The sequence below is a fragment of the Pseudomonas sp. CCI1.1 genome, from assembly GCF_034348165.1.
Taxonomy (GTDB): Bacteria; Pseudomonadota; Gammaproteobacteria; order Pseudomonadales; family Pseudomonadaceae; genus Aquipseudomonas; species Aquipseudomonas paracarnis.
The window spans coordinates 6,387,584-6,409,389 of record NZ_CP133780.1; the positions used below are offsets into that span (position 1 = coordinate 6,387,584).

General features: G+C 61.6%; 19 protein-coding genes. 13 read left to right on the plus strand and 6 right to left on the minus strand.

Annotated features, from left to right (window positions below; translation table 11 throughout):
- Window positions 1–7: 7 nt before the first annotated feature.
- Together RHM69_RS28975 and RHM69_RS28980 are read right to left on the minus strand one after the other, a co-directional pair.
- Window positions 8–1,174, minus strand: coding sequence for an MFS transporter (locus RHM69_RS28975; RefSeq protein WP_014717315.1), 1,167 nt, complete (start codon window positions 1,172–1,174; stop codon window positions 8–10).
- Between the two features lie 17 nt (window positions 1,175–1,191).
- Window positions 1,192–1,503: an ArsR/SmtB family transcription factor gene (locus RHM69_RS28980; RefSeq protein ID WP_003189349.1), complete on the minus strand. Its 312-nt coding sequence runs from the start codon at window positions 1,501–1,503 to the stop codon at window positions 1,192–1,194.
- A gap of 155 nt (window positions 1,504–1,658) precedes the next feature.
- On the opposite strand from RHM69_RS28980, the gene RHM69_RS28985 reads away from it, so the two are divergent.
- Window positions 1,659–2,237, plus strand: coding sequence for an ACP phosphodiesterase (locus RHM69_RS28985; protein ID WP_014717316.1), 579 nt, complete (start codon window positions 1,659–1,661; stop codon window positions 2,235–2,237).
- Window positions 2,238–2,295: 58 nt separating this feature from the next.
- On the opposite strand, the gene RHM69_RS28990 is transcribed toward RHM69_RS28985, so the two are convergent.
- A complete protein-coding gene (locus RHM69_RS28990; protein ID WP_200599216.1) occupies window positions 2,296–3,087 on the minus strand; it encodes a lysophospholipid acyltransferase family protein in 792 nt (263 codons plus the stop codon).
- Window positions 3,087–3,842, minus strand: a complete 756-nt coding sequence (gene olsB, locus RHM69_RS28995) for an L-ornithine N(alpha)-acyltransferase (protein ID WP_106111530.1) — start codon at window positions 3,840–3,842, stop codon at window positions 3,087–3,089. Before olsB ends, RHM69_RS28990 begins: the two co-directional genes overlap by 1 nt.
- Before the next feature lie 185 nt (window positions 3,843–4,027).
- Here olsB and RHM69_RS29000 point away from each other — a divergent pair, with 185 nt between their 5' ends.
- From RHM69_RS29000 to RHM69_RS29035, 8 genes are all read left to right on the plus strand, one after another.
- A complete protein-coding gene (locus tag RHM69_RS29000; protein WP_106111529.1) occupies window positions 4,028–5,101 on the plus strand; it encodes a serine hydrolase domain-containing protein in 1,074 nt (357 codons plus the stop codon).
- A complete protein-coding gene (locus RHM69_RS29005; protein ID WP_014717319.1) occupies window positions 5,098–5,412 on the plus strand; it encodes a hypothetical protein in 315 nt (104 codons plus the stop codon). Before RHM69_RS29000 ends, RHM69_RS29005 begins: the two co-directional genes overlap by 4 nt.
- A 258-nt stretch (window positions 5,413–5,670) precedes the next feature.
- A complete protein-coding gene (locus tag RHM69_RS29010) occupies window positions 5,671–6,846 on the plus strand; it encodes a M20 aminoacylase family protein (protein WP_200599217.1) in 1,176 nt (391 codons plus the stop codon).
- Window positions 6,847–6,904: 58 nt separating this feature from the next.
- Window positions 6,905–8,215, plus strand: coding sequence for a citrate-proton symporter (locus tag RHM69_RS29015; protein WP_014717321.1), 1,311 nt, complete (start codon window positions 6,905–6,907; stop codon window positions 8,213–8,215).
- Complete coding sequence (locus tag RHM69_RS29020) at window positions 8,212–9,654, plus strand: amidase (RefSeq protein WP_060767154.1); 1,443 nt, start codon at window positions 8,212–8,214, stop codon at window positions 9,652–9,654. Before RHM69_RS29015 ends, RHM69_RS29020 begins: the two co-directional genes overlap by 4 nt.
- Window positions 9,655–9,718: 64 nt before the next feature.
- Window positions 9,719–10,477 (plus strand): helix-turn-helix domain-containing protein, encoded by a 759-nt coding sequence (locus RHM69_RS29025; RefSeq protein WP_102666652.1) that lies wholly within the window; start codon window positions 9,719–9,721, stop codon window positions 10,475–10,477.
- Window positions 10,478–10,649: 172 nt separating this feature from the next.
- On the plus strand, window positions 10,650–11,231 hold the full coding sequence (locus RHM69_RS29030) for a YceI family protein (protein WP_003189365.1): 582 nt from the start codon (window positions 10,650–10,652) through the stop codon (window positions 11,229–11,231).
- Window position 11,232: 1 nt separating this feature from the next.
- Window positions 11,233–12,390: a phospholipase D-like domain-containing protein gene (locus RHM69_RS29035; protein ID WP_003189367.1), complete on the plus strand. Its 1,158-nt coding sequence runs from the start codon at window positions 11,233–11,235 to the stop codon at window positions 12,388–12,390.
- A 145-nt stretch (window positions 12,391–12,535) separates the two neighbouring features.
- Here RHM69_RS29035 and bglX read toward each other — a convergent pair whose 3' ends face one another.
- On the minus strand, window positions 12,536–14,827 hold the full coding sequence (bglX, locus tag RHM69_RS29040; protein ID WP_102666653.1) for a beta-glucosidase BglX: 2,292 nt from the start codon (window positions 14,825–14,827) through the stop codon (window positions 12,536–12,538).
- 241 nt (window positions 14,828–15,068) lie between these two features.
- Between bglX and RHM69_RS29045 the strand changes: the two genes are divergently transcribed.
- From RHM69_RS29045 to RHM69_RS29060, 4 genes are all read left to right on the plus strand, one after another.
- Window positions 15,069–15,680 (plus strand): LemA family protein, encoded by a 612-nt coding sequence (locus tag RHM69_RS29045; protein WP_014717327.1) that lies wholly within the window; start codon window positions 15,069–15,071, stop codon window positions 15,678–15,680.
- An 18-nt stretch (window positions 15,681–15,698) separates the two neighbouring features.
- Entirely contained in the window at window positions 15,699–16,427 is a 729-nt protein-coding gene (locus tag RHM69_RS29050; RefSeq protein ID WP_003189373.1) for a TPM domain-containing protein, read from the plus strand.
- A 31-nt stretch (window positions 16,428–16,458) separates the two neighbouring features.
- Window positions 16,459–17,076, plus strand: coding sequence for a TPM domain-containing protein (locus tag RHM69_RS29055; RefSeq protein ID WP_032903207.1), 618 nt, complete (start codon window positions 16,459–16,461; stop codon window positions 17,074–17,076).
- A 207-nt stretch (window positions 17,077–17,283) separates the two neighbouring features.
- On the plus strand, window positions 17,284–18,501 hold the full coding sequence (locus RHM69_RS29060; protein WP_060767201.1) for a class I SAM-dependent methyltransferase: 1,218 nt from the start codon (window positions 17,284–17,286) through the stop codon (window positions 18,499–18,501).
- A 621-nt stretch (window positions 18,502–19,122) separates the two neighbouring features.
- Here RHM69_RS29060 and RHM69_RS29065 read toward each other — a convergent pair.
- A complete protein-coding gene (locus RHM69_RS29065) occupies window positions 19,123–21,684 on the minus strand; it encodes a TonB-dependent receptor (protein ID WP_200599219.1) in 2,562 nt (853 codons plus the stop codon).
- Between the last annotated feature and the right edge of the window lie 122 nt (window positions 21,685–21,806).

The window sequence follows — 21,806 nt, forward strand, 5'->3', positions numbered from 1 at the left end:
AAGTTGATCAGTGGGTCGCGGGGGCCAGGTCGGCATTGGCGCCCTGACGGAAAGTGATCAGGGTCACCAGCAGCGCGAGGATGGCCAGCGCCGCGGCGGCCAGTGGCACGCGGGTCAGGCCGAAACCGTGGGCAATCACGCTGCCACCGACCCAGGCGCCGAGGGCGTTGCCAATGTTGAAGGCCCCGATGTTCAGGGTGGACACCAGGTTCGGCGCGGCCTTGCCGAAGGTCACCACGTTGATTTGCAGCGCCGGCACGGCGGCGAACGAGGCGGTGGCCCACAGGAACAGGGTGATCTCGGTTGGGATCACCGCAACGCTGGTCCAGCTCAGCACCGTGCAAACCACCGCCATGCTGATGAACACGCCGATCAAGGTGGCCGCCAGGCGCTTGTCTGCCAGTTTGCCGCCGATGATGTTGCCCACGGTGAGGCCCAGGCCGATCAGCAGCAGGGTCCAGGTCACGCCTTTGGGCGACACGCCAGTGACATCGCCGAGCAGCGGCGCGACGTAGGTAAAGAGGGTAAACATGGACGCGGCAAACAGCGCAGTCATGCTCAGTGACAACCAGATACCGGCGCCCTTGAGGGCGGCCAGTTCGGCACGCATGTCGAGTTTTTCTTCGTCACGCTTGGCGGGCAGGAAGCGAATAAGGCCGATCAAGGCGATCACGCCAATCACGGTCACGGCCCAGAAGGTCGAGCGCCAGCCGGCTTCCTGGCCCAGCGCCGTACCCAGGGGCACGCCCAGCACGTTGGCCAGGGTCAACCCGGTGAACATCAGCGCCACCGCCGACGCACGTTTGTTGGCCGGCACCAGGTTGGCCGCCACCACCGAACCAATTCCGAAGAAGGCTCCGTGGCACAACGCCGTGACCACACGGGCAAACATCAGCACGTTGTAGTCGCTTGCCAGGGCGCAGAGCAGGTTGCCGATAATGAAAATACCCATCAACGCTACCAGCGCCGCCTTGCGTGGCAGCCTGGCGGTGGCCAGTGCCATGAACGGTGCGCCGATGGCCACGCCCAAGGCGTAACCGGTGACCAGCCAGCCGGCGCCGGGAATTGACACACCCAGGTCTGCCGCCACATCGGGCAGCAAGCCCATGATGACGAACTCGGTGGTGCCGATGGCGAAGGCGCTCAGGGCCAGTATGAGTAGCGAGAGGGGCATGTACGTGTCCTTGGTGATTACGGTGCGCTGAGTTCGGTAATGAGCGCAGTCAGAAAGGCTTGGATCACTTCCTCATTGCGCTTGAAAAAGTGCCACTGTCCAGCCTTCTGGCTGCTGATCAGACCCGCACGTTGCAAGGTGGCCAGGTGGGCCGACACCGTCGACTGGGACAAGCCGCAGCGCTGGTCGATCTGCCCGGCGCAGATGCCGTATTCGTGGTTGTGCAATTGCTCGGGGAACTGCACTTTCGGGTCTTTGAGCCAGGTGAGGATGTCTCGTCGTACTGGGTGCGCCAGGGCTTTTATTATTTCGTCGAGGTCGATGGACATGGCAGGGTGCTCGGTGTCGTAAAGCGTTATATCGCGATAAGGCGAACTTTAGATCGTAATATCCCGATATACCAATATGATTTTGATCTGAGGCCAGGTCGAATCGGTATATCGGGTTATAACGATATGTTGGTGGCAGTGGTAGACTGCGCGGCATGAATTATCTCGCACATCTGCACCTGGGCGGCCAACTTCCTGCGCAATTGCTGGGTAGCCTTTATGGCGACTTCGTCAAAGGCCGCCTGCAGGGCCAGTTCAGCCCGCAAATCGAAGCGGCGATCCAGTTGCATCGTTCCATCGACCGCTTTACCGATAGCCATCCGCTGGTGGGCGAGGCCTTGTCGCGCTTCAGTCTGACCCGCCGGCGCTATGCCGGGATCGTCCTCGATGTGTTTTTTGACCATTGCCTGGCGCGGGATTGGGCGCTGTATGCCGACCAGCCTCTGGAGCGTTTCACGTCCCAGGTGTATCAGGTGTTGGCGGCTGAACCCGCGTTGCCGGGGCGGCTGGCGCAGATTGCGCCGTATATGGCCGCGGATGATTGGTTGGGCTCGTACCGCGAGTTTGCGGTGATGGACCAGGTGCTGCGCGGGATTTCGCGGCGGCTGACGCAGCCTGAGGAGTTAGGATATGCGATGCAGGAGTTGCGGGTTTTGTATGAGCCCCTGAGTGAGGACTTTCGACTGTTCTACCCAGAGTTGCAGAAATTTGCACAATCTCAACTGACTACATGAGAGCTGAATGTGGGAGCTGGCTTGCCGGCTCCCACATTTGGATTGTGTTCACATTGCTTCAGGCTGCGAATGCAGGTCGAGCAGCCACTTGCTCTGCTTCCGGCACTGGCCCAAACAACGCCTTCTGCACCGCTTGCTGCGCCTGATACGCCAACGCCGCACGTTCCTGCCCAGTGCAGGCAATCGGCTTGAGCACATGAATCTCTACATCGCCCTGGTCATTGGAAAACAAGCGCATCAGGTGCGAGAGCAAATCATCATGGCCAATAAAGGGCGCCAGCGGGTCGACCTGGCCGTCGCGCAGATACCGAATCGCCACCGGCTGCAGCGACACATCCGCATCGATCGCGCTGGCCAGCAAGCGCCCGTGGAACGTGCGCAGGCCGCGACCGTCGGTGGTGGTGCCTTCGGGGAACATCAGCAAGGGGTGCTGTTGTTCCAGATGACGGGTCATCTGCTTGCGAATCAGTTGGCTGTCACCTGAACCGCGACGAATAAACAGGCTGCCAGCCTTGGCCGCCAGCCAGCCCGCCACCGGCCAGGTACGTACTTCGGCCTTGGACAAAAACGACATCGGCGCCACCATGCCCAGCAACGGGATATCCGTCCAGGACACATGATTGCTCACCCACAGCATCGGCGTTTGCGGCAACTCGCCATGCACCGTCACGCGAAAGGGCAGGGCGTTGGTCAGCCGTGCCATGAAGAAGCGCGACCAACGCTGGCGCCGCACCATCGAGTTAGCCACCCCCAGGCGCTCGAACAGGCCGAACACACTGGCCATGCTCAACCCCAGCCCCACCACCAACAGCACGCGGGCGATGCGCCCGTAAATGCGCAGGCGGTTCATCACATGGCCGCCTTGAAGTGGCGCGCGTAACGCGGGCACAACTCGTCGCGCTTGAGCAGGATAAACACGTCGGCTACCTGGAAGTCTTCATCCCAGCACGGCTCGCCGCAGATCTTCGCGCCCAGGCGCATGTAGGCCTTGAGCAGCGGCGGCATTTCGGCGATGACGTTGGACGGCAAGTCCAGGGCCGGCAGCGGTTTTTTCGGTTCGGCGCGCAGGTGTTCGTTGCACAGGTAGCGCTCGCGCAAGCGCTGCATGATCGCGTGGGCCTGGATGCCGCCATCGTGCATCGGGATGCTTGCGCAGCCCATCAGGTAGCTGTAGCCACCCTGGTTGAGTACCTCGGCCAACTCGCCCCACAACACCGCGATGGTGCCGCCATTGCGATAGGCCGGGTCGACGCAGGTGCGGCCAATCTCCAGAATCGGGCCCTGCAAGTGCAGCAGGCCATGCAGGCTGAATTCTTCTTCGCTGTAGAACCGGCCCAGGGTGCTGGCGGCCTGGTGGTCGAGCAGACGGGTAGTAGCGACGAGTCGACCGCTGTTCAAATCCCGCACGCCGATATGGCTGCAGTGAACATCATAGTCATCCATGTCCAGACCCAGTTCCGCGCCTTTCAGCTTGGCGTTGAACTCGCCGCTGAACACGTTGAACCGCAGGGCCTGGGCTTCCTGCAATGCCTGTGCGCCTTCCAGGCGTTCGGCTTGCAGACGGCGTTCATTGCCTTTGTCGCTGATGCGGGCGATCTGAGTCATAGCGAGTCTCCGGGTGCCGGCCAGGTTGCGGCCAGTCGACTTTGTTGTCCAAAGTCAGGCTATGTAGCCTCGGTGTCAGCTCCATGAAGTTACGGTGACGGTTGGATGACAGCCCCCTTGTCGCAAATCTGTCACTGGCGTGAGCTAGGCTCGCGGGCTTGAATGCCCCCCTTGAGTTTGCGTCCATGGTCCGAGGCCTGTTGTGCGTTGCCCTATTGTTTGTCGCCGTGAATGCTCGCGCTGAAATCTGGCCTGAAAAGGAGTGGGCCGTGGGCACAGCCCTCACTGGTCCCGCTGTCGATGCCCTGAACGCCTACGCTTTCCCACCCCGTGACGATGCCACCCGCAACGGTATTCGCACCGACGCGTTGCTGGTCATTCGGGATGGCGAAATCATCTATGAACGCTACGCCGCACCCACCACTGCCAGCACACCGCACCTGACCTGGTCCGTCAGCAAAAGCCTGATGGCTACCGTGCTGGGCGTGGCCTATGGGCAAGGCCGCTTCAAACTCAGCGACCCTGTCGCACGTTTCTACCCGCCGATGAAGCAGCACCCTAAGGTAACCATGGCCGACTTGCTGCACTGGGCCTCCGGGTTGGATTGGCAGGAAGACTACGAATACGCCCCGCTGAAGTCTTCGGTAGTGGCGATGCTCTACACCCGTGGCCACACCGACATGGCGCAATTCACGGCGGATACCGAAGCCGCCGCCGCCCCCGGCCAGGTTTTCCGCTATTCCAGCGGCGACAGTAACCTCTTGTCCGCCGCGCTCAAGGGCATGCTCGGCCACAAGGCTTACATGAACTACCCATGGGACGCGCTGTTCCAGCCCCTGGGCATTCGCGACGCAACCTGGGAAACCGATGCGGATGAAACGTTTGTCGCGTCGTCCTATGCCTATCTCACAGCCCGCGATCTGGCACGAGTAGGGCTACTGATGGCGCGGGATGGGCGCTGGGGCGAGCGACAACTGCTGCCCAAGGACTGGGTCGCCTTCAACCGCCGGCCCTTCGATCGCTACAAAGCCGGCCAGGATGAAGCCGTGCCGGGCGGCCATTGGTGGCTCAACACCGGCGCCCCCCAACCCTGGCCCGACGCACCGGCCGCCACCTTTGCCGCGCTGGGGCACTGGGGCCAGGCGCTGTTTGTGCTGCCCGATGAACACCTGGTGATCGTGCGTTACGGCGATGATCGGGATGGTAGTTACCGGCATAACGAACTGCTCAAACGAGTGCTGGCGGCGGTGCGCTCATGATGCGTCGTCATCCGTTCATCAGCGTTTTACTGGTGTTGTTTATCGCACTCTTGGGCTGGGTTTGGCACGAGCGCGTCAACCTGCAAGCCTTCCCTGACATCATCGCGGCGTACACCGCCAAGGAGTATTGCTCGTGCCGGTATGTGGCCAACAACCCTGCGCAGTATTGCCTGGGGTATGTGAAGCAGTACGTGCCAACCAGTGCGTTCACTGACTCGCCGGAACGCAGTGAAGTCACGGCAAGCGGTTTAGGGCGTACGCAGACGGCGCGGTGGTTGGGCGACCGTCAAGGCTGCCGCCTCAACCCCTGACACACCCAAATTCCCCTGTGGGAGCTGGCTTGCCTGCGATAGCGCCAGGTCAGTCAACATCACGGGTGCCTGTGCCGCCGTCATCGCAGGCAAGCCAGCTCCCACATTTAGATTATCTGCGTGGGTTCTCGGAAAAAGAACCGGCCCTGAGGTTCCACAGAGTGGAACCACCTTTGATTGTCCTCACGCGCACATCGCGCTTAGCTGTCGATGTGTCGCCAACAAGAACGGGACCACCCGCCTGTGAGGAGAATCACCATGCGCCCGCACCAGCACATCCTGGATTGGCTCAGTGACGTTGCCAGCGACTTGCACGCTGTGCGTCACGATATCCACGCCCATCCTGAGCTTGGCTTTGAAGAGAACCGTACCTCTGCACTGATCGCGCAGTCATTGCGGGAGTGGGGGTATGAGGTGCATACCGGCATCGGCAAGACCGGTGTGGTCGGCGTGCTGCGTAACGGCAACAGCTCGCGCACGTTGGGGATTCGCGCCGACATGGACGCCTTGCCCATCATCGAAAATACCGGCGCGGTCTATACCAGCCAGCATGCCGGCTGCATGCACGCCTGCGGCCATGACGGCCACACCACCATGTTGCTCGGTGCCGCGCGTTACTTGGCGGCGACGCGGCAATTGGACGGCACTTTGAACCTGATTTTCCAACCCGCCGAAGAAGGCCAGGGCGGTGCCGAGGCGATGTTGGCGGATGGACTGCTGGAGCGTTTTCCCTGTGATGGGTTGTTCGGCATGCACAATATGCCGGGTTTGCCGGCGGGGCATCTGGGCTTGAGAGTTGGCCCGATGATGGCGTCCCAGGATTTGCTTACCGTGACCCTCGAAGGTGTCGGTGGCCACGGCTCCATGCCACACCTCACTATCGATCCACTGGTGGCGGCAGCCAGCATGGTCATGGCTCTGCAAACGGTGGTGGCGCGCAATATCGATACCCAGGAAGCCGCCGTGGTCACCGTCGGCGCCTTGCAGGCCGGCCAGGCGGCCAACGTGATTCCCCAGCAAGCGTTATTGCGCCTGAGCCTGCGCGCACTCAACCCCAAGGTGCGTGAACAAATGCTGGAACGGGTCAACGCGATCATCCAGACCCAGGCCGCGAGCTTCGGCTGCACGGTGCAGATCGAACACCGCCCGGCCTACCCGGTGCTGGTCAACCACGCCGAAGAAACCGAATTCGCCCGTCAGGTCGGCGTGGCCTTGCTCGGTGCCGACGCCGTGGACGGCAACACCCGCACGCTGATGGGCAGCGAAGACTTCGCCTGGATGCTGCAACGCTGCCCAGGCAGTTATCTGTTTATCGGCAACGGCGTGTCGCGGCCGATGGTGCACAACCCCGCCTATGACTTCAACGACGACATCCTGCTGACCGGCGCAGCCTACTGGGGCGCGCTGGCCGAGAGCTGGCTCAAGCCGGCCTGACGACCTCTTTTTTCTGCCGCTGGACCCTTTCCCTGATCGGTTGAATGGAGTGTTCCTCATGCAGACTGCAAAACCTGGTGTTTCGCGCACCCGCCAAGTGGTGGCGGCGGTGATTGGCAACGCGTTGGAATGGTATGACTTCATCGTCTACGGCTTTCTCGCCAGTATCATCGCCCGGCAGTTCTTCCCCTCGGAGGACGAATACGCCTCGCTGCTGATGGCCCTGGCCACCTTCGGCGTGGGCTTTTTCATGCGCCCGGTGGGCGGCATCCTCTTGGGCATCTACGCCGACCGCAAAGGCCGCAAGGCGGCGATGCAGTTGATTATCCGGTTGATGACCGTGTCCATCGCGCTGATCGCCTTCGCGCCGAACTATGCTGCCATCGGCATGGGCGCGCCGTTGCTGATTGTGGTGGCGCGGATGCTGCAGGGGTTTGCTACCGGCGGTGAGTACGCGAGTGCCACGGCATTTCTGGTGGAAAGTGCACCGGCCCATCGCAAGGGATTGTATGGCTCCTGGCAACTGGTGGGGCAATGCCTGGCGGTGTTCGGTGGGGCAGCGATGGTGGCGCTGGTCACGCATTTCTTTTCGCCCGAAACCCTCGACTTGTGGGGCTGGCGCCTGCCGTTTGTGCTGGGCTTGCTGATCGGCCCGGTGGGGTTGTGGATTCGTCGGCACATGGAAGACCCGGAAGAGTTCATCGAAGCGCGCAAGCAAGCCACTGGCCCGGCGCCGAGCCTCATGCAAGTGCTGCGTGAGCATCGGCGCAGTATTCTGGTGTCGATGGGGCTGGCCTGCGGCGCGACGGTGTCGTTTTATGTGGTGCTGGTGAACATGCCGACCTTCGCTCACAAGAACCTTGGCCTGCCGCTGGACCAGGTGCTGATGGTGCAGATGTTTGCGGTAGCGCTGATGACTGTGGTGATTCCGTTGTCCGGCCTGCTCTCGGATCGATGGGGACGGCGGCCGGTGTTGATGGCCTTCACCTTGGCGTTCTTCGTGATGGTCTACCCGTTGTATGTGTGGGTGGCCGCCGCGCCGTCTATCGAGCGCCTGCTGGTGATGCAGGTGATGTTGTGCACGGCGATTGGCGGGTTCTTCGGGCCAGCGCCGACGGCATTGGCCGAGCAGTTCCCTATCGAGGTGCGCTCGACCGGTGTGTCGGTGGCCTATAACGTGGCGGTGATGGTGTTCGGTGGTTTCGCGCCGTTGATCGTGACCTGGCTGAGCAAGGTACTGGGCACGCCGGTGGCGCCCTCGTTTTATGTATTGTTTGCGTGCGTGCTGACGCTGCTGGGCACTTACTGCATGCGCGAGGCACCCCGGGCGAGCAAACCGCTGCCGTTTTCCAGAGAGGTGAAGCCTTGAGTATTGTTGATTGGGATGCCACTGAACTGTCGCGGGCCATTCATGGGCGGCAGGTGTCGTGCGAAGAGGTGATGCAGGCGTACCTGGCACAGATTCAGCGCTTTAACCCTGGCGTGAATGCGCTGGTGTCGTTGCGCGACAGCGAGGCCGTGCTGGCCGAGGCGAGGGCCTGCGATCGTGAGTTGGACCAGGGCCACTCCCGTGGCTGGATGCATGGCATGCCCCAGGCCATCAAGGACCTGGCGGCCACCCGGGGCTTGCGCACCACCCTGGGCTCACCGCTGTTCGCCGAGCATGTGCCGGGCGAGGACGCCATCAGCGTGGCGCGGGTGCGGGCCAGTGGCGCGATCATCATCGGCAAGACCAACGTGCCGGAGTTCGGCCTGGGCTCCCACACCTACAACACGCTGTTCGGTACCACCGGCAACGCCTATGACCCGCGCCTGGCGGCCGGCGGCAGCAGTGGCGGAGCGGCGGTGGCCCTGGCGCTACGCATGCTGCCGGTGGCCGACGGCAGCGACATGATGGGCTCGCTGCGCAACCCGGCGGCGTTCAACAACGTGTTCGGCTTGCGCCCCTCCCAAGGGCGGGTGCCCCACGGGCCGATGCCGGAACTGTTTGTGCAGCAACTGGGCACCGAAGGCCCGATGGGGCGCAGCGTGACGGATGTGGCGCGGTTGCTGAGCATCCAGGCCGGTTACGACCCCCGCACGCCGCTGTCATCCCAGGCCGATCCGACGGTGCTTGGCCAGCCGTTGCTGCATGACTTCAAGGGTGCGCGCCTTGGTTGGCTGGGGGACTACAACGGTTATCTGCCGATGGATGATGGCGTGATGAGCCTGTGCGAAGCGGCGCTGGATGATTTCGCCAGGTTGGGCTGTGAAGTGCACAGCTGCCAACCGGACTTTTCCATGGCGCGCCTGTGGCGCTGCTGGTTGGTACACCGCCATTGGCTGGTGCACGGCAACCTCGGCGCGGCCTATGCCAACCCGCAAAAACGCGCACTGCTCAAACCCGAAGCGCAATGGGAAGTGGAGGGCGGCCAGGGCTTGAGTGCTCAGCAGGTTTACCAGGCGTCGGTGGACCGCAGTGAGTGGTACCGCGCCTTGGGCAAGCTGTTCGAACGTTACGATTTCCTGCTGTTGCCCACCGCCCAGGTGTTCCCTTTCGATGCACAACAGCCTTGGCCACGCCTCGTCGGCGGGCGTGAAATGGACACTTATCACCGTTGGATGGAGGTGGTGATCGGCCCGACCCTAGCCGGTTTGCCGAGCATGAGCATTCCGGTGGGCTTCAACCCCCAGGGCTTGCCCATGGGCCTGCAAATCATTGGCCCGGCCCAGGCCGACAGGGCCGTGCTGCAATTGGCCTACGCCCATGAACAACTGACCCAATGGGTACAATGCCGGCCACCGGCGTGCCTTGCAACGACCCGTTGAGCGCTGACCGGGCCTGTATCTTGCTGTGAAAAAAGATCATCCACCGGCAACAGGGAGATCGAACATGGAGACAGGCACCGTACGCTCGGTTGAACGCGCACTGGCAATTGTCGAGTTGCTGGGCGAGCACCAGGCCCTGGGGCTGGAAGAGTTGCACTACCTCACGTGCCTGCCCAAGGCCACGGTGTCGCGCATGTTGCTGACCTTGCAGGAACAGGGTTGGGTCTATCGGGGCCTGAGTGATCGACGTTACCGCCTGCGTGCCCGGCGCTTGTTCGGCGATACCCAGCAACGCTTCAAACGCCAGGTGGTGGAGAGCGCCGCCCCCTGGTTATTGGAGCTCAGCGAGCGCACCGGGCTGGTGGTGGATTTGTCGTGCTTCGATGGTGAGCGCCTGGAGGTCATGGAGAGTGCGATTCCCAGTGTGTTGCGCAAGCTGTACCCGAACAACTGCCAGATCGTCGGCCAGTATGCCAGCCTGTTCCATTCCGCGATGGGCAAAGCCTGCTTGACGCAATTGCCGGCCGAAGAAGTACATCGCCTGGCAGGCCGTAATCATGTGGCGGCAGACGAGCACTATCGCGCATGCGAGCAAACCCAGCACCAGGGCTTTGGCCAGCGTACCGAGGGCTATTGGGAATATCCTGTGCGTTTGCCGTTCCTGATCCGGGCGGTGGCGCTGCCGGTGCGCGCCAATGGCCGCCTGGTGGGGAGCATGGCGCTGCATTGGCCAATGCATCAGGCGCCGGTGGAGCGGGTGTTGAATTTGCATATGGGCAGCCTTGAACAGGCGGTGTGCGAAGTGCAGCGAACGCTGGATTAAAAACACCGCAAAACCCTGTGGGAGCTGGCTTGCCTGCGATGGCGGTGTGCCAGGCGAGAAATGGTTGACTGATACACCGCCATCGCAGGCAAGCCAGCTCCCACATTTGAATTTGCGCCGGTTGTGAGATTGCGCTTAAGGTTCGCCCAGGTTTTTTGCCCCATGAGTCTTTATGTTCAATGTTAAACCTCTGGTCTTCGCGCTGCTGACCTGTGCTGCCGTGCCCGCCCACGCCGACTGGTACCTGGATAACGAATCCTCACGCCTGTCCTTCGTCACCACTAAAAACACCGAAGTGGCTGAAGTCCAGCGCTTCCTGGTATTGCATGGCAAGGTCGACGCCAAAGGTGCGGCTCGGCTGGAAGTGGAGCTGGACTCAATCAACAGCGGCATCCCGCTGCGCGACGAGCGCATGCGTAAAGAGCTGTTCGAGATCAAGACCTTCCCCGAAGCGCAGATCAGCGCGCAAATCAATCTGCAGCCCATCAATGACCTGGCATCCGGCGCGCAGTTGGAATTGCGCCTGCCCTTGAGCGTCACGCTGCACGGCAAGACCCAGACCTACAGCGCCGAACTGCTGGCCACGCGCCTGGATGAGCGGCGTTTCCAGGTGGTAACCCTGGAGCCCGTGGTGCTGCATGCCGAAGATTTCGACCTGGCGCCCGGTGTGGCTACCTTGCGCAAGGCGGCGGGGCTCAAGTCGATCAGTTTGTCGGTGCCGGTGGGTGCGGTGCTGATCTTCACGGCGCGCTGACATGAGCGGCGCGGTGTTCCCGTGGCGCAGCGCCAATCAGTTCGAATTGCTGATCGACGGGCCGAATTTCTTCCCGCAGATGCTGGTGGGCATCGCCCGGGCTGAGCAGCAGGTTGACCTTGAGTTGTACCTGGTCGAAGCCGGGGCCTGCGCCGAGGCCATGGTGCAGGCACTGGTGCTGGCCGCTGAACGCGGCGTGCAGGTGCGTTGCCTGTTTGACGATTACGGCAGCCTGGCGTTTACCCTTGGGCTGCGCAAGCGCTTGACCGACGCAGGCGTGACGCTGCGCTTTTACAACCGCCTGAATTGGCGGCGCTGGATGCGCAACCTGTATCGCGACCATCGCAAGCTGCTGCTGATCGACCAGCGCATTGCGGTGGTCGGCGGCACCGGTGTCACCGACGAGTTCTGGACGCCGGGGCAAGACACCGCCGACTGGCATGAAGTGATGGTGCAGATCAGCGGCCCGCTGGTGCTGGACTGGCAGGCCCTGTTCGATCGGCAATGGCACGCTAACGCCGCGCGCCGTGAATGGAAACCGGCGACCCATTTTGGTTTGCCCCGCTTACCCAAGGTGCCCGCCACCGGGCCGGGGCTGGGTCGCGTGGCGTATGCCGATGCGCGTCAGCACCGTGACATTCTGCAATCGTTGATTCGCGCCTTGAACAGCAGCAAATCGCGTATCTGGCTGGCGACCCCATACTTCCTGCCCACCTGGAGCGTGCGCCGCGCCTTGCGCCGGGCGGCAGGGCGCGGTGTGGACGTGCGTCTGTTGCTCACCGGCCCGCGCACCGATCACCCGTCGGTGCGTTACGCCGGGCACCGTTATTACCCGCGTCTGCTGCGTTCAGGGGTGCAGATCTTCGAATACCAGCCGTGCTTCCTGCACCTGAAGATGGTGCTGGTGGACGATTGGGTGAGCATTGGCTCGTGCAATTTCGACCACTGGAATTTGCGTTTTAACCTGGAAGCCAATCTTGAAGCGCTGGACCCGGGATTGACGGCGGCGGTGGTGGGCAGTTTCGAAGCGGACTTTGCCCAGAGCCAGGCGGTGAGTCTGGAGGCATGGAAGGCGCGGCCATTGTGGCGGCGGGTAAAGCAGCGGGTGTGGGGCTGGATTGATCGGTTGGTGGTCAACCTGCTGGATCGGCGCGGCTAGTCGGGCCAACTCAATCAACTGTGGGAGCTGGCTTGCCTGCGATAGCATCACCTCGGTACACCTGACAAACCGAGGTGCCTGTATCGCAGGCAAGCCAGCTCCCACAAAAGCCAGCTCCCACAGCGACCGTGTTGACAGCTTCAGATCAGAGCAGTTCGAAGGTTTGCTGCTGCACATCCTGGGAGTCCAACCCGATCTGTACATTGAACTCACCCGGTTCGGCTGCGTACTTGAGCTGGGTGTTATAGAACTTCAGGTCGTCCTCGGTGAGGGTGAAGTGCAGCGTGCGCGCTTCGCCAGCCTTGAGCATGACCTTCTGGAAGTGCTTGAGCTCCTTGATCGGGCGGATCATCGAACCGGCCACGTCCTGGATATACAACTGCACAACCGTTTCGCCATCGACCTTGCCGGTGTTCTTCACGGTGACGCTGGCGTCGAGCTTGCCGGTCTTGTTCAGCGTGGTGGACGACAGTGCCATGTCCGACAGGCTGAACGTGGTGTAGCTCAGGCCATAGCCAAACGGAAACAGGGGACCGGTGGTGTCATCGAAGTACTGTGAGGTGTAGTTGCCCGGCTTGCCTGGGGTGAATGGCCGGCCCACGGTCAGGTGGTTGTAGTAAGTCGGAATCTGCCCCACCGAACGAGGGAAGGTGATCGGCAGTTTGCCCGACGGGTTGTAGTCGCCGAACAGCACGTCGGCAATGGCGTTGCCGCCTTCGGTACCTGCGAACCAGGTTTCCAGGATCGCATCGGCCTGTTGGTTCTCTTCAAGAATCGACAGCGGACGGCCGTTCATCAACACCAGCACCAGCGGTTTGCCGGTGGCTTTGAGGGCCTTGATCAAGTCGCGCTGGCTTTGCGGGATGTTCAGGTCGGTACGGCTCGACGATTCGTGGGACATGCCACGGGACTCGCCCACCGCCGCAACGATGACGTCGGCGTCGTTCGCCGCCTTCACCGCTTCATCAATCAGCACCTGGGCAGGGCGCGGGTCATCCACCACTTCCGGGGCATCGAAGTTGAGGAAGTTGAGGTAGTCGAGCACCGCTTTGTCGCTGGTGATGTTGGCGCCACGGGCATAGATCACTTTGCCTTTTTCGCCGATCACGGCGTTCATGCCGTCGAGCAGGGTCACCGACTGCGCAGGCCGGCCGGCAGCAGCCCAACTGCCCATCATGTCGATGGGTGCCTTGGCCAGCGGGCCGACCAGGGCAATGGTCGCGGATTTTTTCAGCGGCAGGGTGTCGTTGTGGTTCTTGAGCAACACCAGGCTGCGGCGCGCAATGTCGCGGGCCTCGGCGCGGTGCAGGCGGCTGTCGGCGTAGGTGTCGACCGGGTCATCCTCGGCCTTGCCGATGCGCAGGTATGGGTCCTTGAACAGGCCCATGTCGTACTTGGCACCGAGCACTTCGCGCACGGCGTTGTCGATGTCGCTCTGCTGGATCTCGCCGGACTTGAGCAGCCCCGGCAATTCCTTGCCGTACAGCGAGTCGTTCATGCTCATGTCGATGCCGGCCTTGATCGCCAGCTTGGCGGCTTCACGCCCGTCCTTGGCCACGCCGTGCTTGATCAGCTCGAAGATCGCGCCGTGGTCGCTGACGGTCAGGCCCTTGAAGCCCCAGTCCTTGCGCAGCAGGTCGTTCATCAGCCAGGTGTTGGCCGTGGCGGGCACGCCGTTGATCGAGTTGAGCGCCACCATCACGCCGCCGGAGCCAGCCTTGATCGCTGCGTGGTAGGGCGGCAGGTAGTCCTGGTACATCTTGACCGGGCTCATGTCGACCACGTTGTAGTCGCGCCCGCCTTCCACCGCGCCATAGAGGGCAAAGTGCTTGACGCTGGCCATGAGGCTGTCGGCATTTGCGGGGCTGGTGCCCTGGAACGCCTTGACCATGACTTCGGCAATGCGTGACACCAGGTAGGTGTCTTCACCGAAACCTTCGGAAGTGCGGCCCCAGCGCGGGTCGCGGGAGATATCGACCATCGGCGCAAACGTGATGTCGAGGCTGTCGGCGGCGGCTTCCTGGGCGGCGATGCGCCCGGAGCGGCCAATGGCGTCCATGTCCCAACTGGAGGCCAGGGCCAGGCTGATCGGGAAAATGGTGCGGTGGCCGTGGATCACGTCATAGGCGAAGAACATCGGGATCTTCAAGCGGCTGCGCATGGCCGCGTCCTGCATCGGACGGTTTTCCGGGCGGGTGATGGAGTTGAACGTGCCACCGATGCGACCGGCGGCGATTTCCTTGCGGATCAGCTCGCGGGGCATTTCCGGGCCGATGCTGATCAGGCGCAATTGGCCGATCTTCTCATCCAGGGTCATTTGCTTGAGCAGGTCGCTGACGAAGGCGTCCTTGTCGTTAAGCGCAGCAGGCTTTGTTTCTGCCCATACGGGGTGGCTGGCCAGAGTGGCAACAAGGCCGAGCAAACACAGCTTTTTCATGAATATCCTTTTTCGGCGACTGCGCAGCATTCAGAGAGATGCTGTCGGCCAAAATGTGGGGAACGTCTATTGTTGTTCGGGTGTTGTTCAGATAAATGCAGCACACTCTGAACTCTTTTTCGCGCTGGGCATCTTTGTAGCTGATTGGCTCGAAGCATTCCAGTGGTGGCGGATTATGCCCCAAGCGCGTGGTTTATAGGGTTAGTCGTCACATTCCATCAGATCGGGCAGGAGAAACACTATGCAAGCAGCACACACTTATCGCTGGGGCTTCAAGGCTGCGGCGCTGTTACTGATCAGCAGCGTGCTGAGCGGTTGCGGCATCAACAACATCCCGACCCTGGACGAACAGGCCAAGGCCGCCTGGGGCCAGGTGCAGAACCAGTACCAGCGCCGTGCCGACCTGATCCCCAACCTGGTGGAAACGGTGAAGGCGTATGCCGCCCACGAACAGGAAACCCTCACCGCGGTGATTGAAGCGCGGGCCAAGGCCACCTCGATCCAGGTGGATGCCAGCACCCTGGACAACCCCGAGAAGCTCAAGCAGTTCCAGCAAGCCCAGGATGGCCTGAGCGGCGCACTCAGCCGTTTGATGGTGGTGTCCGAGCGTTACCCGGACCTGAAGGCCAACCAGAACTTCCTGGCCTTGCAATCGCAACTTGAAGGCACCGAGAACCGTATCGCTGTGTCTCGCCGTGACTTTATCCAGGCCGTACAGGCTTACAACACCGAGATCCGTACTTTCCCGGGCCGCCTGTGGCACAGCGTGATGTACAGCGATTTGCCGATCCGCGCCACGTTTGAAGCCACCAGCGCCGATGCCGATAAAGCGCCGCAAGTGAAGTTCAAATAAGGCTGCACTGAGGTGTCGATGCGTTTATTACGGATAGGCCTGGCGCTGTGGCTGTTGGCCTGCGTGGGCGTGGCCCAGGCGGCACTGAGCTTCCCGGCGCTGACCGGGCGGGTGGTGGACAGCGCGCAGATGATCGACCCGGCGGTGCGCGAGCAACTGACCCAGCAATTGCAGGCGCTGGAGCAGACCTCGGGCGACCAGCTGGTGGTGGTCACCGTGCCCGACCTGCAAGGCGTGCCTATTGAGGATTACGGTTATCAACTGGGCCGCCAGTGGGGCATTGGCCAGAAGGGCAAGGACAACGGCGCGCTGTTGATCGTCTCCCGTGATGACCGCCAATTGCGCATCGAAGTCGGCTATGGCCTGGAAGGCGTGCTGACGGATGCGCAATCCTGGGTGATCATCAACCAGGTGATCCTGCCCAAGTTCAAGGCCGGCAATTTCAGCCAGGGCATCAGCGACGGCGTGGCCGCGATGATCCAGGTGGTGGGCGGTGAGCCCTTGGCGGTGCCGGCTCATGTGGCGGATGCGAACTTCGCCATGGATAATCCCGGGTTTTCCATCGGCCTGTTTATTCTGCTGATCGGCGTGCTGTGGCTGTGCAATCGCATGGGCTTGCCGGTGGGCGCTATCCTGCTGGCGATTCTCAACAGCAGCGGGCGCGGCGGTGGTGGGGGCGGCGGTGGCGGTGGTTTCCGCGGCGGCGGCGGTGGTTTTGGCGGTGGCGGGGCTTCGGGCAGCTGGTAATGACAATAACGAGAATAGAGCATTTACAACCATGGCATTACTGACTGAACACGAGCAGCGCCAAGTCGCCGAAGCGATCGCCCGGGTCGAGAAAACCACCGACGCGGAGTTGGTCACCGTGCTGGCGGCGCGCGCCGACGACTACGCCTACATTCCGTTGCTGTGGGCGAGCTTGATCGCGTTGGTGGTGCCGGGCGTGGTGCATTACCTGTCGGGTTACCTGACCATGTACACCTTGCTGGTGGCGCAGTGGGCGACGTTCATTGTGCTGTGCCTGGTGTTCCGCTTGCCCAAGGTCACTACTCGGCTGATCCCGCGTTCGGTACGCCACTGGCGTGCGTCCAACCTGGCGCGGCGGCAGTTTCTGGAGCAGAACTTGCACCACACGCTGGGCAGCACCGGGGTGCTGATTTTTGTCAGCGAGGCTGAGCGTTATGTGGAGATCCTGGTGGACGAGGGGATTTCCAAGCGCCTGGATGACAGCAATTGGGACGCTATTGTCCAGGCGTTTACCCAGCAGGTGAAACAGGGGCAGACGCTGGCCGGGTTCATCGCCTGCGTTGAAGCCTGTGGCGAGTTGCTCAAGGTGCATGTGCCCGTTACTCACACCCGCAACGAACTGCCCAATCGCCTGGTCGTACTCGAATAACTGCTTTCTGTGGGAGCCGGGCTTGCCCGCGATGGCATCGCCTCGGTTTGCCTGATTAACCGAGTGGCCTGCATCGCAGGCAAGCCAGCTCTCACACAAGGCAGCATCCTTATTCGGGTTGATTGACCGTTGATCAAATAACCCCGTGCCCTGAACCCCCATCCCGCCTAAAATGCCCGGCATTCTTTACCCGAGGCGTTTTTGTTCATGTCCGTCACCGCTCAACCTGCCCGCCCTGCGCCGGATCATCATGCCCAGTTCATCGAACTGTTGAGCGCAAGCTTGGCCCAGAACGCTTTTATCAAGCTGGTGCTGGCCAAGTACGTCGGTGAGGAAGCCGAGTTGCAGCGGCTGATCATCAAGCCGGTAGTCGTCAAGGACCGGCCATGCCTGTCGTTCGTCTATCGCTACAAGACCCGCGATATCACCAAGAACTTCCCCTTGGACGACGGCGTTGCGGCGATCGGCGAGCTGTTGCCCAGCTCGTTCAAGAACGCGCACTTGCTGGCGCTGACCGACGAAGCCCAGTTGGAATACAGCAAGAAGAACAAAAGCTCGCTGTTCAAAAGTAAACCGCAGCAACTGCGCGAGGCGCCTTCGGCTGAGCATAACCGCGAAAAAAATCGCTTCCTCGACCTGAGCCGGCCGTTCCTCGCCGACCTGGGCGTGACCGACGCCAAGCAGACGCTGATCCCCTCGATGTCGCGCAAGTGGAAGCAGATCAACAAGTTCATCGAAGTGTTCAGCCATGCGCTGACGTCGTCGCCGTTGCAGCTCGACCGCCCGGTGCGTGTCGCCGATTTCGGCTCGGGCAAGGGCTACCTGACCTTCGCCATTCACGATTACCTGCGCAATACCCTCAAGGCCGAGGGCGAGGTCACCGGTGTCGAGTTGCGTGAAGACATGGTCACCCTGTGCAACAGCGCCGCCGCACGCCTGGAACACCCGGGGCTGGTGTTCAAATGCGGCGATGTGCGCAGCGTGGCGCCCAGTGAGCTGGACGTGATGATTGCCTTGCATGCCTGCGACATCGCCACCGACTACGCGATCCACACCGGCATCCGTTCCGGTGCGTCGATCATCATGTGCTCGCCGTGCTGCCACAAACAGATCCGCCTGCAGATCCAGAGCCCGGCGCTGCTCAAACCGATGCTGCAATACGGCCTGCACCTGGGCCAGCAGGCAGAAATGGTCACCGACAGCCTGCGTGCATTGTTGCTTGAAGCCTGTGGCTATGAGACCAAGGTGTTCGAGTTCATCTCGTTGGAACACACGAACAAGAACAAGATGATCCTGGCGGTCAAACGTGCCGAGCCTGTGGACAACGCGCAGCTATTGGCAAAAATCCAGGAGCTCAAGGCGTTCTATCACATCACCGAGCACTGCCTGGAAACCCTGCTGCGCGGGGATGGCTACCTGGCTTGAAATGGTCGCGGTTCCCTGTGGGAGCTTGCTCCCGTGACGGCCCCGGCGGCCAGCGCATATCTACCTGACGCCCCACGATCCAAATGTGGGAGCTGGCTTGCCTGCGATAGCGGCCTGACAGCCGACGCCTATCTGCCTGACACCCCACAATCCAACTGTGGGAGCGGGCTTGCTCGCGAAGGCGGCCTGGCAGTCAACACCGTTGGATTGTGTGTATATCCATTCCTGCGGTAACGGCCACCTAGGGTTCCGCTCTGACAGCGGCTCACTTTTGAAAAGCCGGAATGCCGGCCCAGACAAAAGTAAGCAAAACGCTCTTGCCCCACCACTCGGCACCTCGCTTAGGCTCGGTGTGCCCGTAATCCGCCAGTGAGTTGGGGGGCCGCCGCCACGCGCCATCCATGGCGCGGGGCGGCTAAACCGGCATCCCTGCCGGTTTACCCCCCAAATCCCTGTCGAATTCCGGCCAGCGTGGTTTGACGGGGCGCTTGAGATCAAAAGCAGATCAAGATCAAGAGCGGCTCGCTTCGCATCGTGGTTATCGTCGACCGTTACAGCGTTGTGTAGATACTTTTGGCTATCGCAGGCAAGCCAGCTCCCACAGTTGGAATACGTGCGTGCTTAGAAGAAACGCGTCACGCTGATCTTCGCATCACGCCCTTTCGTGTACGCCCGGTCGCCGCTCAAGGCCGGGCGGAAGTTTTTGTTGAACAGGTTGTCTACCGTGAAGTTCACCTCGGTGCCTTTGAGGTACGCCTGCTGCGGTGTCCATTTGGCGAACAGGCCCTGGGTGTTGTAGCGCTTGTTGCCGTATTGGTCGTAGAACAGATCGCCGATGCTGGAGCCCGGGCCGCCCGAGTATTTGTCGCTGGGCAGGCGGTCGGTGGCGCCGATGAACTGGCCCATCCAGCCCACCTGGGCATCCCAGGCCGGGATGTGGGTACCCAGTACCAGCACCCATTTGGTCGGCGGGATGTCTCGTGCGGCTACGTCCGGGCCCCAAGGATTGGTGTAGGCGCCTTGGTGCTGGCCCTTGGCATAGGCGAACGACACCGAGCCAAACAGGTAGGTGGAGTTGTAAATCGATTCGAGCTCAACGCCCTTGATGGTCAGGCTGCCGATATTGCGGTAGTTGGACATCGGCCCAGGCGGGCAAGCTGAAGCGATGCTGCCGCCATTGACAGCCTGGTTCTGGCAGCCCACGCCGGTGGCCTTGAAGATCTCGTCTTCGACCTTGTTGTGAAACAGGGTGGTGCGCAGTTGCAGGTTATCGTCCTGGGCGATCAGGTTGTCGAAGCTGGTGATGTTGCCCAGGGTGATCGAGGTGATGCGCTCCGGGTCCAGGTCGACGCTGGTGGCGGTGCGACTGCCCACGCCCTGCACTTCGTATTGTTCGTCGATCACCGGGGCGCGCCAGGTCTGGCTCCAGTTGGCGAACAGCCCCACGTTCGGCGTCACGGTCCAGAACAGCGCCAGGCGTGGCGACCAGCCTGTGTAGGTGCGGTCGCTGTAGTCGTGACCCACTGCCGGGTTGGGGTTGTTGTAGTAGGGCGCATCGTTGCCTTCGCCGCGGTTGCGCACATGGTCATAGCGCAGCGACGGCGTGATCGTCACGTCGCCCAACGTCACCGCGTCCTGGATAAAGAAGCTGTTGGTATCAACTTTGCCGTGGGGCATGAAGCCTGGCTGGAAGTGCCCGTAGTTGTAGCGCGGCGTGTTGTAGGTGGCGCCGGGCATCCACATTTCGGTTTCGCGGGTGTGCTTGCGGATTTGCCCGCCAACCGTCACGGCATGCTGCAAGGGGCCGGTGTCAAACAGGCTGACGTTGCGGATGTCCAGGAGCTTGTCGGTGTAGGCGGTGTCCATCTTGCGCCCGCCGGTGGCCAACTGGAAAAACGCCGTGGCGTCACGCTCATCGGTCTGCTCGGTGTTGGACTGTGAGTACTTGATGGTCAAGTCCACCAGCGGGTTGTCCAGCGGCTGGTATTCATACTTGCCCGACCAGGTGGTGTCGACCGTGTCACGGTGGGCGAGGAAGCGCTTCAACGCGCCTTCGTAGCCGTAGCGGTCGATGTTGAACTGGGTTGGCGGCGTGGGGTAACTGGCGGCGGAAAACGGGGTCCAGCGGTTGCTGTGGGAACGCGAGTATGACAGCCCGACACTGTGCTCATCGGTAAAATGCGCGTTGACCTTGAACAGCTTGCCGTCCACATCCTGGGCGCTGTTGGGCAAGCGCTGGGGGTTGATCGGGTACTCATTGTTGTCGTTGGGCAATTTGGCGGCCACCTTCATATCGCCGCCGTCGCGTTGGGTCAGGTAGGCCAGCGCATCGAAACGGCCGTCGTCGGTACGGCCATACACGGCACTGCTGTAGACCTGTTCATGGTCGTTGCTGGAGTAGCCATATTTGAGCATCGCACCGCTGTTGCGGCCGTCCTTGAGCAGGTCCGGGGCGTCCTTGGTGACCATGTTGACCGTGCCGCCGAAGCCGCCATTACCGGTGAACGGCGAGTTGGGACCTTTTTCCACTTCGATGCGCTTGATCAGCTCGGGCTCGATAAACACTGTACCTTGCTGGTAACGCTCAAAGCCCGTCTTGGTGGCACCGTCAACGGTCAGCGGCACGTCTTCGGCATCGCCGAAACCGCGGATGTTGATGGTCTGGCCGCCGGGTTTCAGCGAGCCGCCCTGGCTGACACCGGGCAAGGTCTGCAACAGGCTGGGAATGTTATTGGACTGGTAACGGTCGATGTCGGCCTGGGTCAGGGTGGAGCGGTTGACGGTGCTGGCGTTCACCTCGTTGCCGGTGCCGATCACGCTCAAGGTGTCCAACTGGATTGCGCCACCGGTGGTGGTGGTTTTACCCTCATCGGGGCGCACCACGTAGGTACTGCCGACCTTGAGCAGGATGAGTTCACCGTTTTTGAGCAGGGAGCGGATGGCCACTTCCGGGGTGTAGTCACCGTTAAGCGCCGGGGCCTGCACATTCTTGAGCAGGGTTTCATCGAACAGCAGCTGGATTTTCGCCTGCTGGGCCACCTGGCTCAGGGACGTGGCCAGCGACTGGGCAGGCAGGTGCAGCTTGAATGACTCGGCTTCGGCGCTGAGGCTCAAGGCCAGGCACATAGCCATGAGTGTCGGTCGAAGAAACAGGTGCGAAGCGTGACAAGGCGCGCGAAACATGAAATCCCCCGGAGCGGCTAAATAGCCAAAAAGGTGTGCGTATCAAACACGGACAGGAGGAAGACGGGGCAGGCAAAAAAAACCACACATGCGAATGCAAAATATTCTCATGTGTGGTGTTG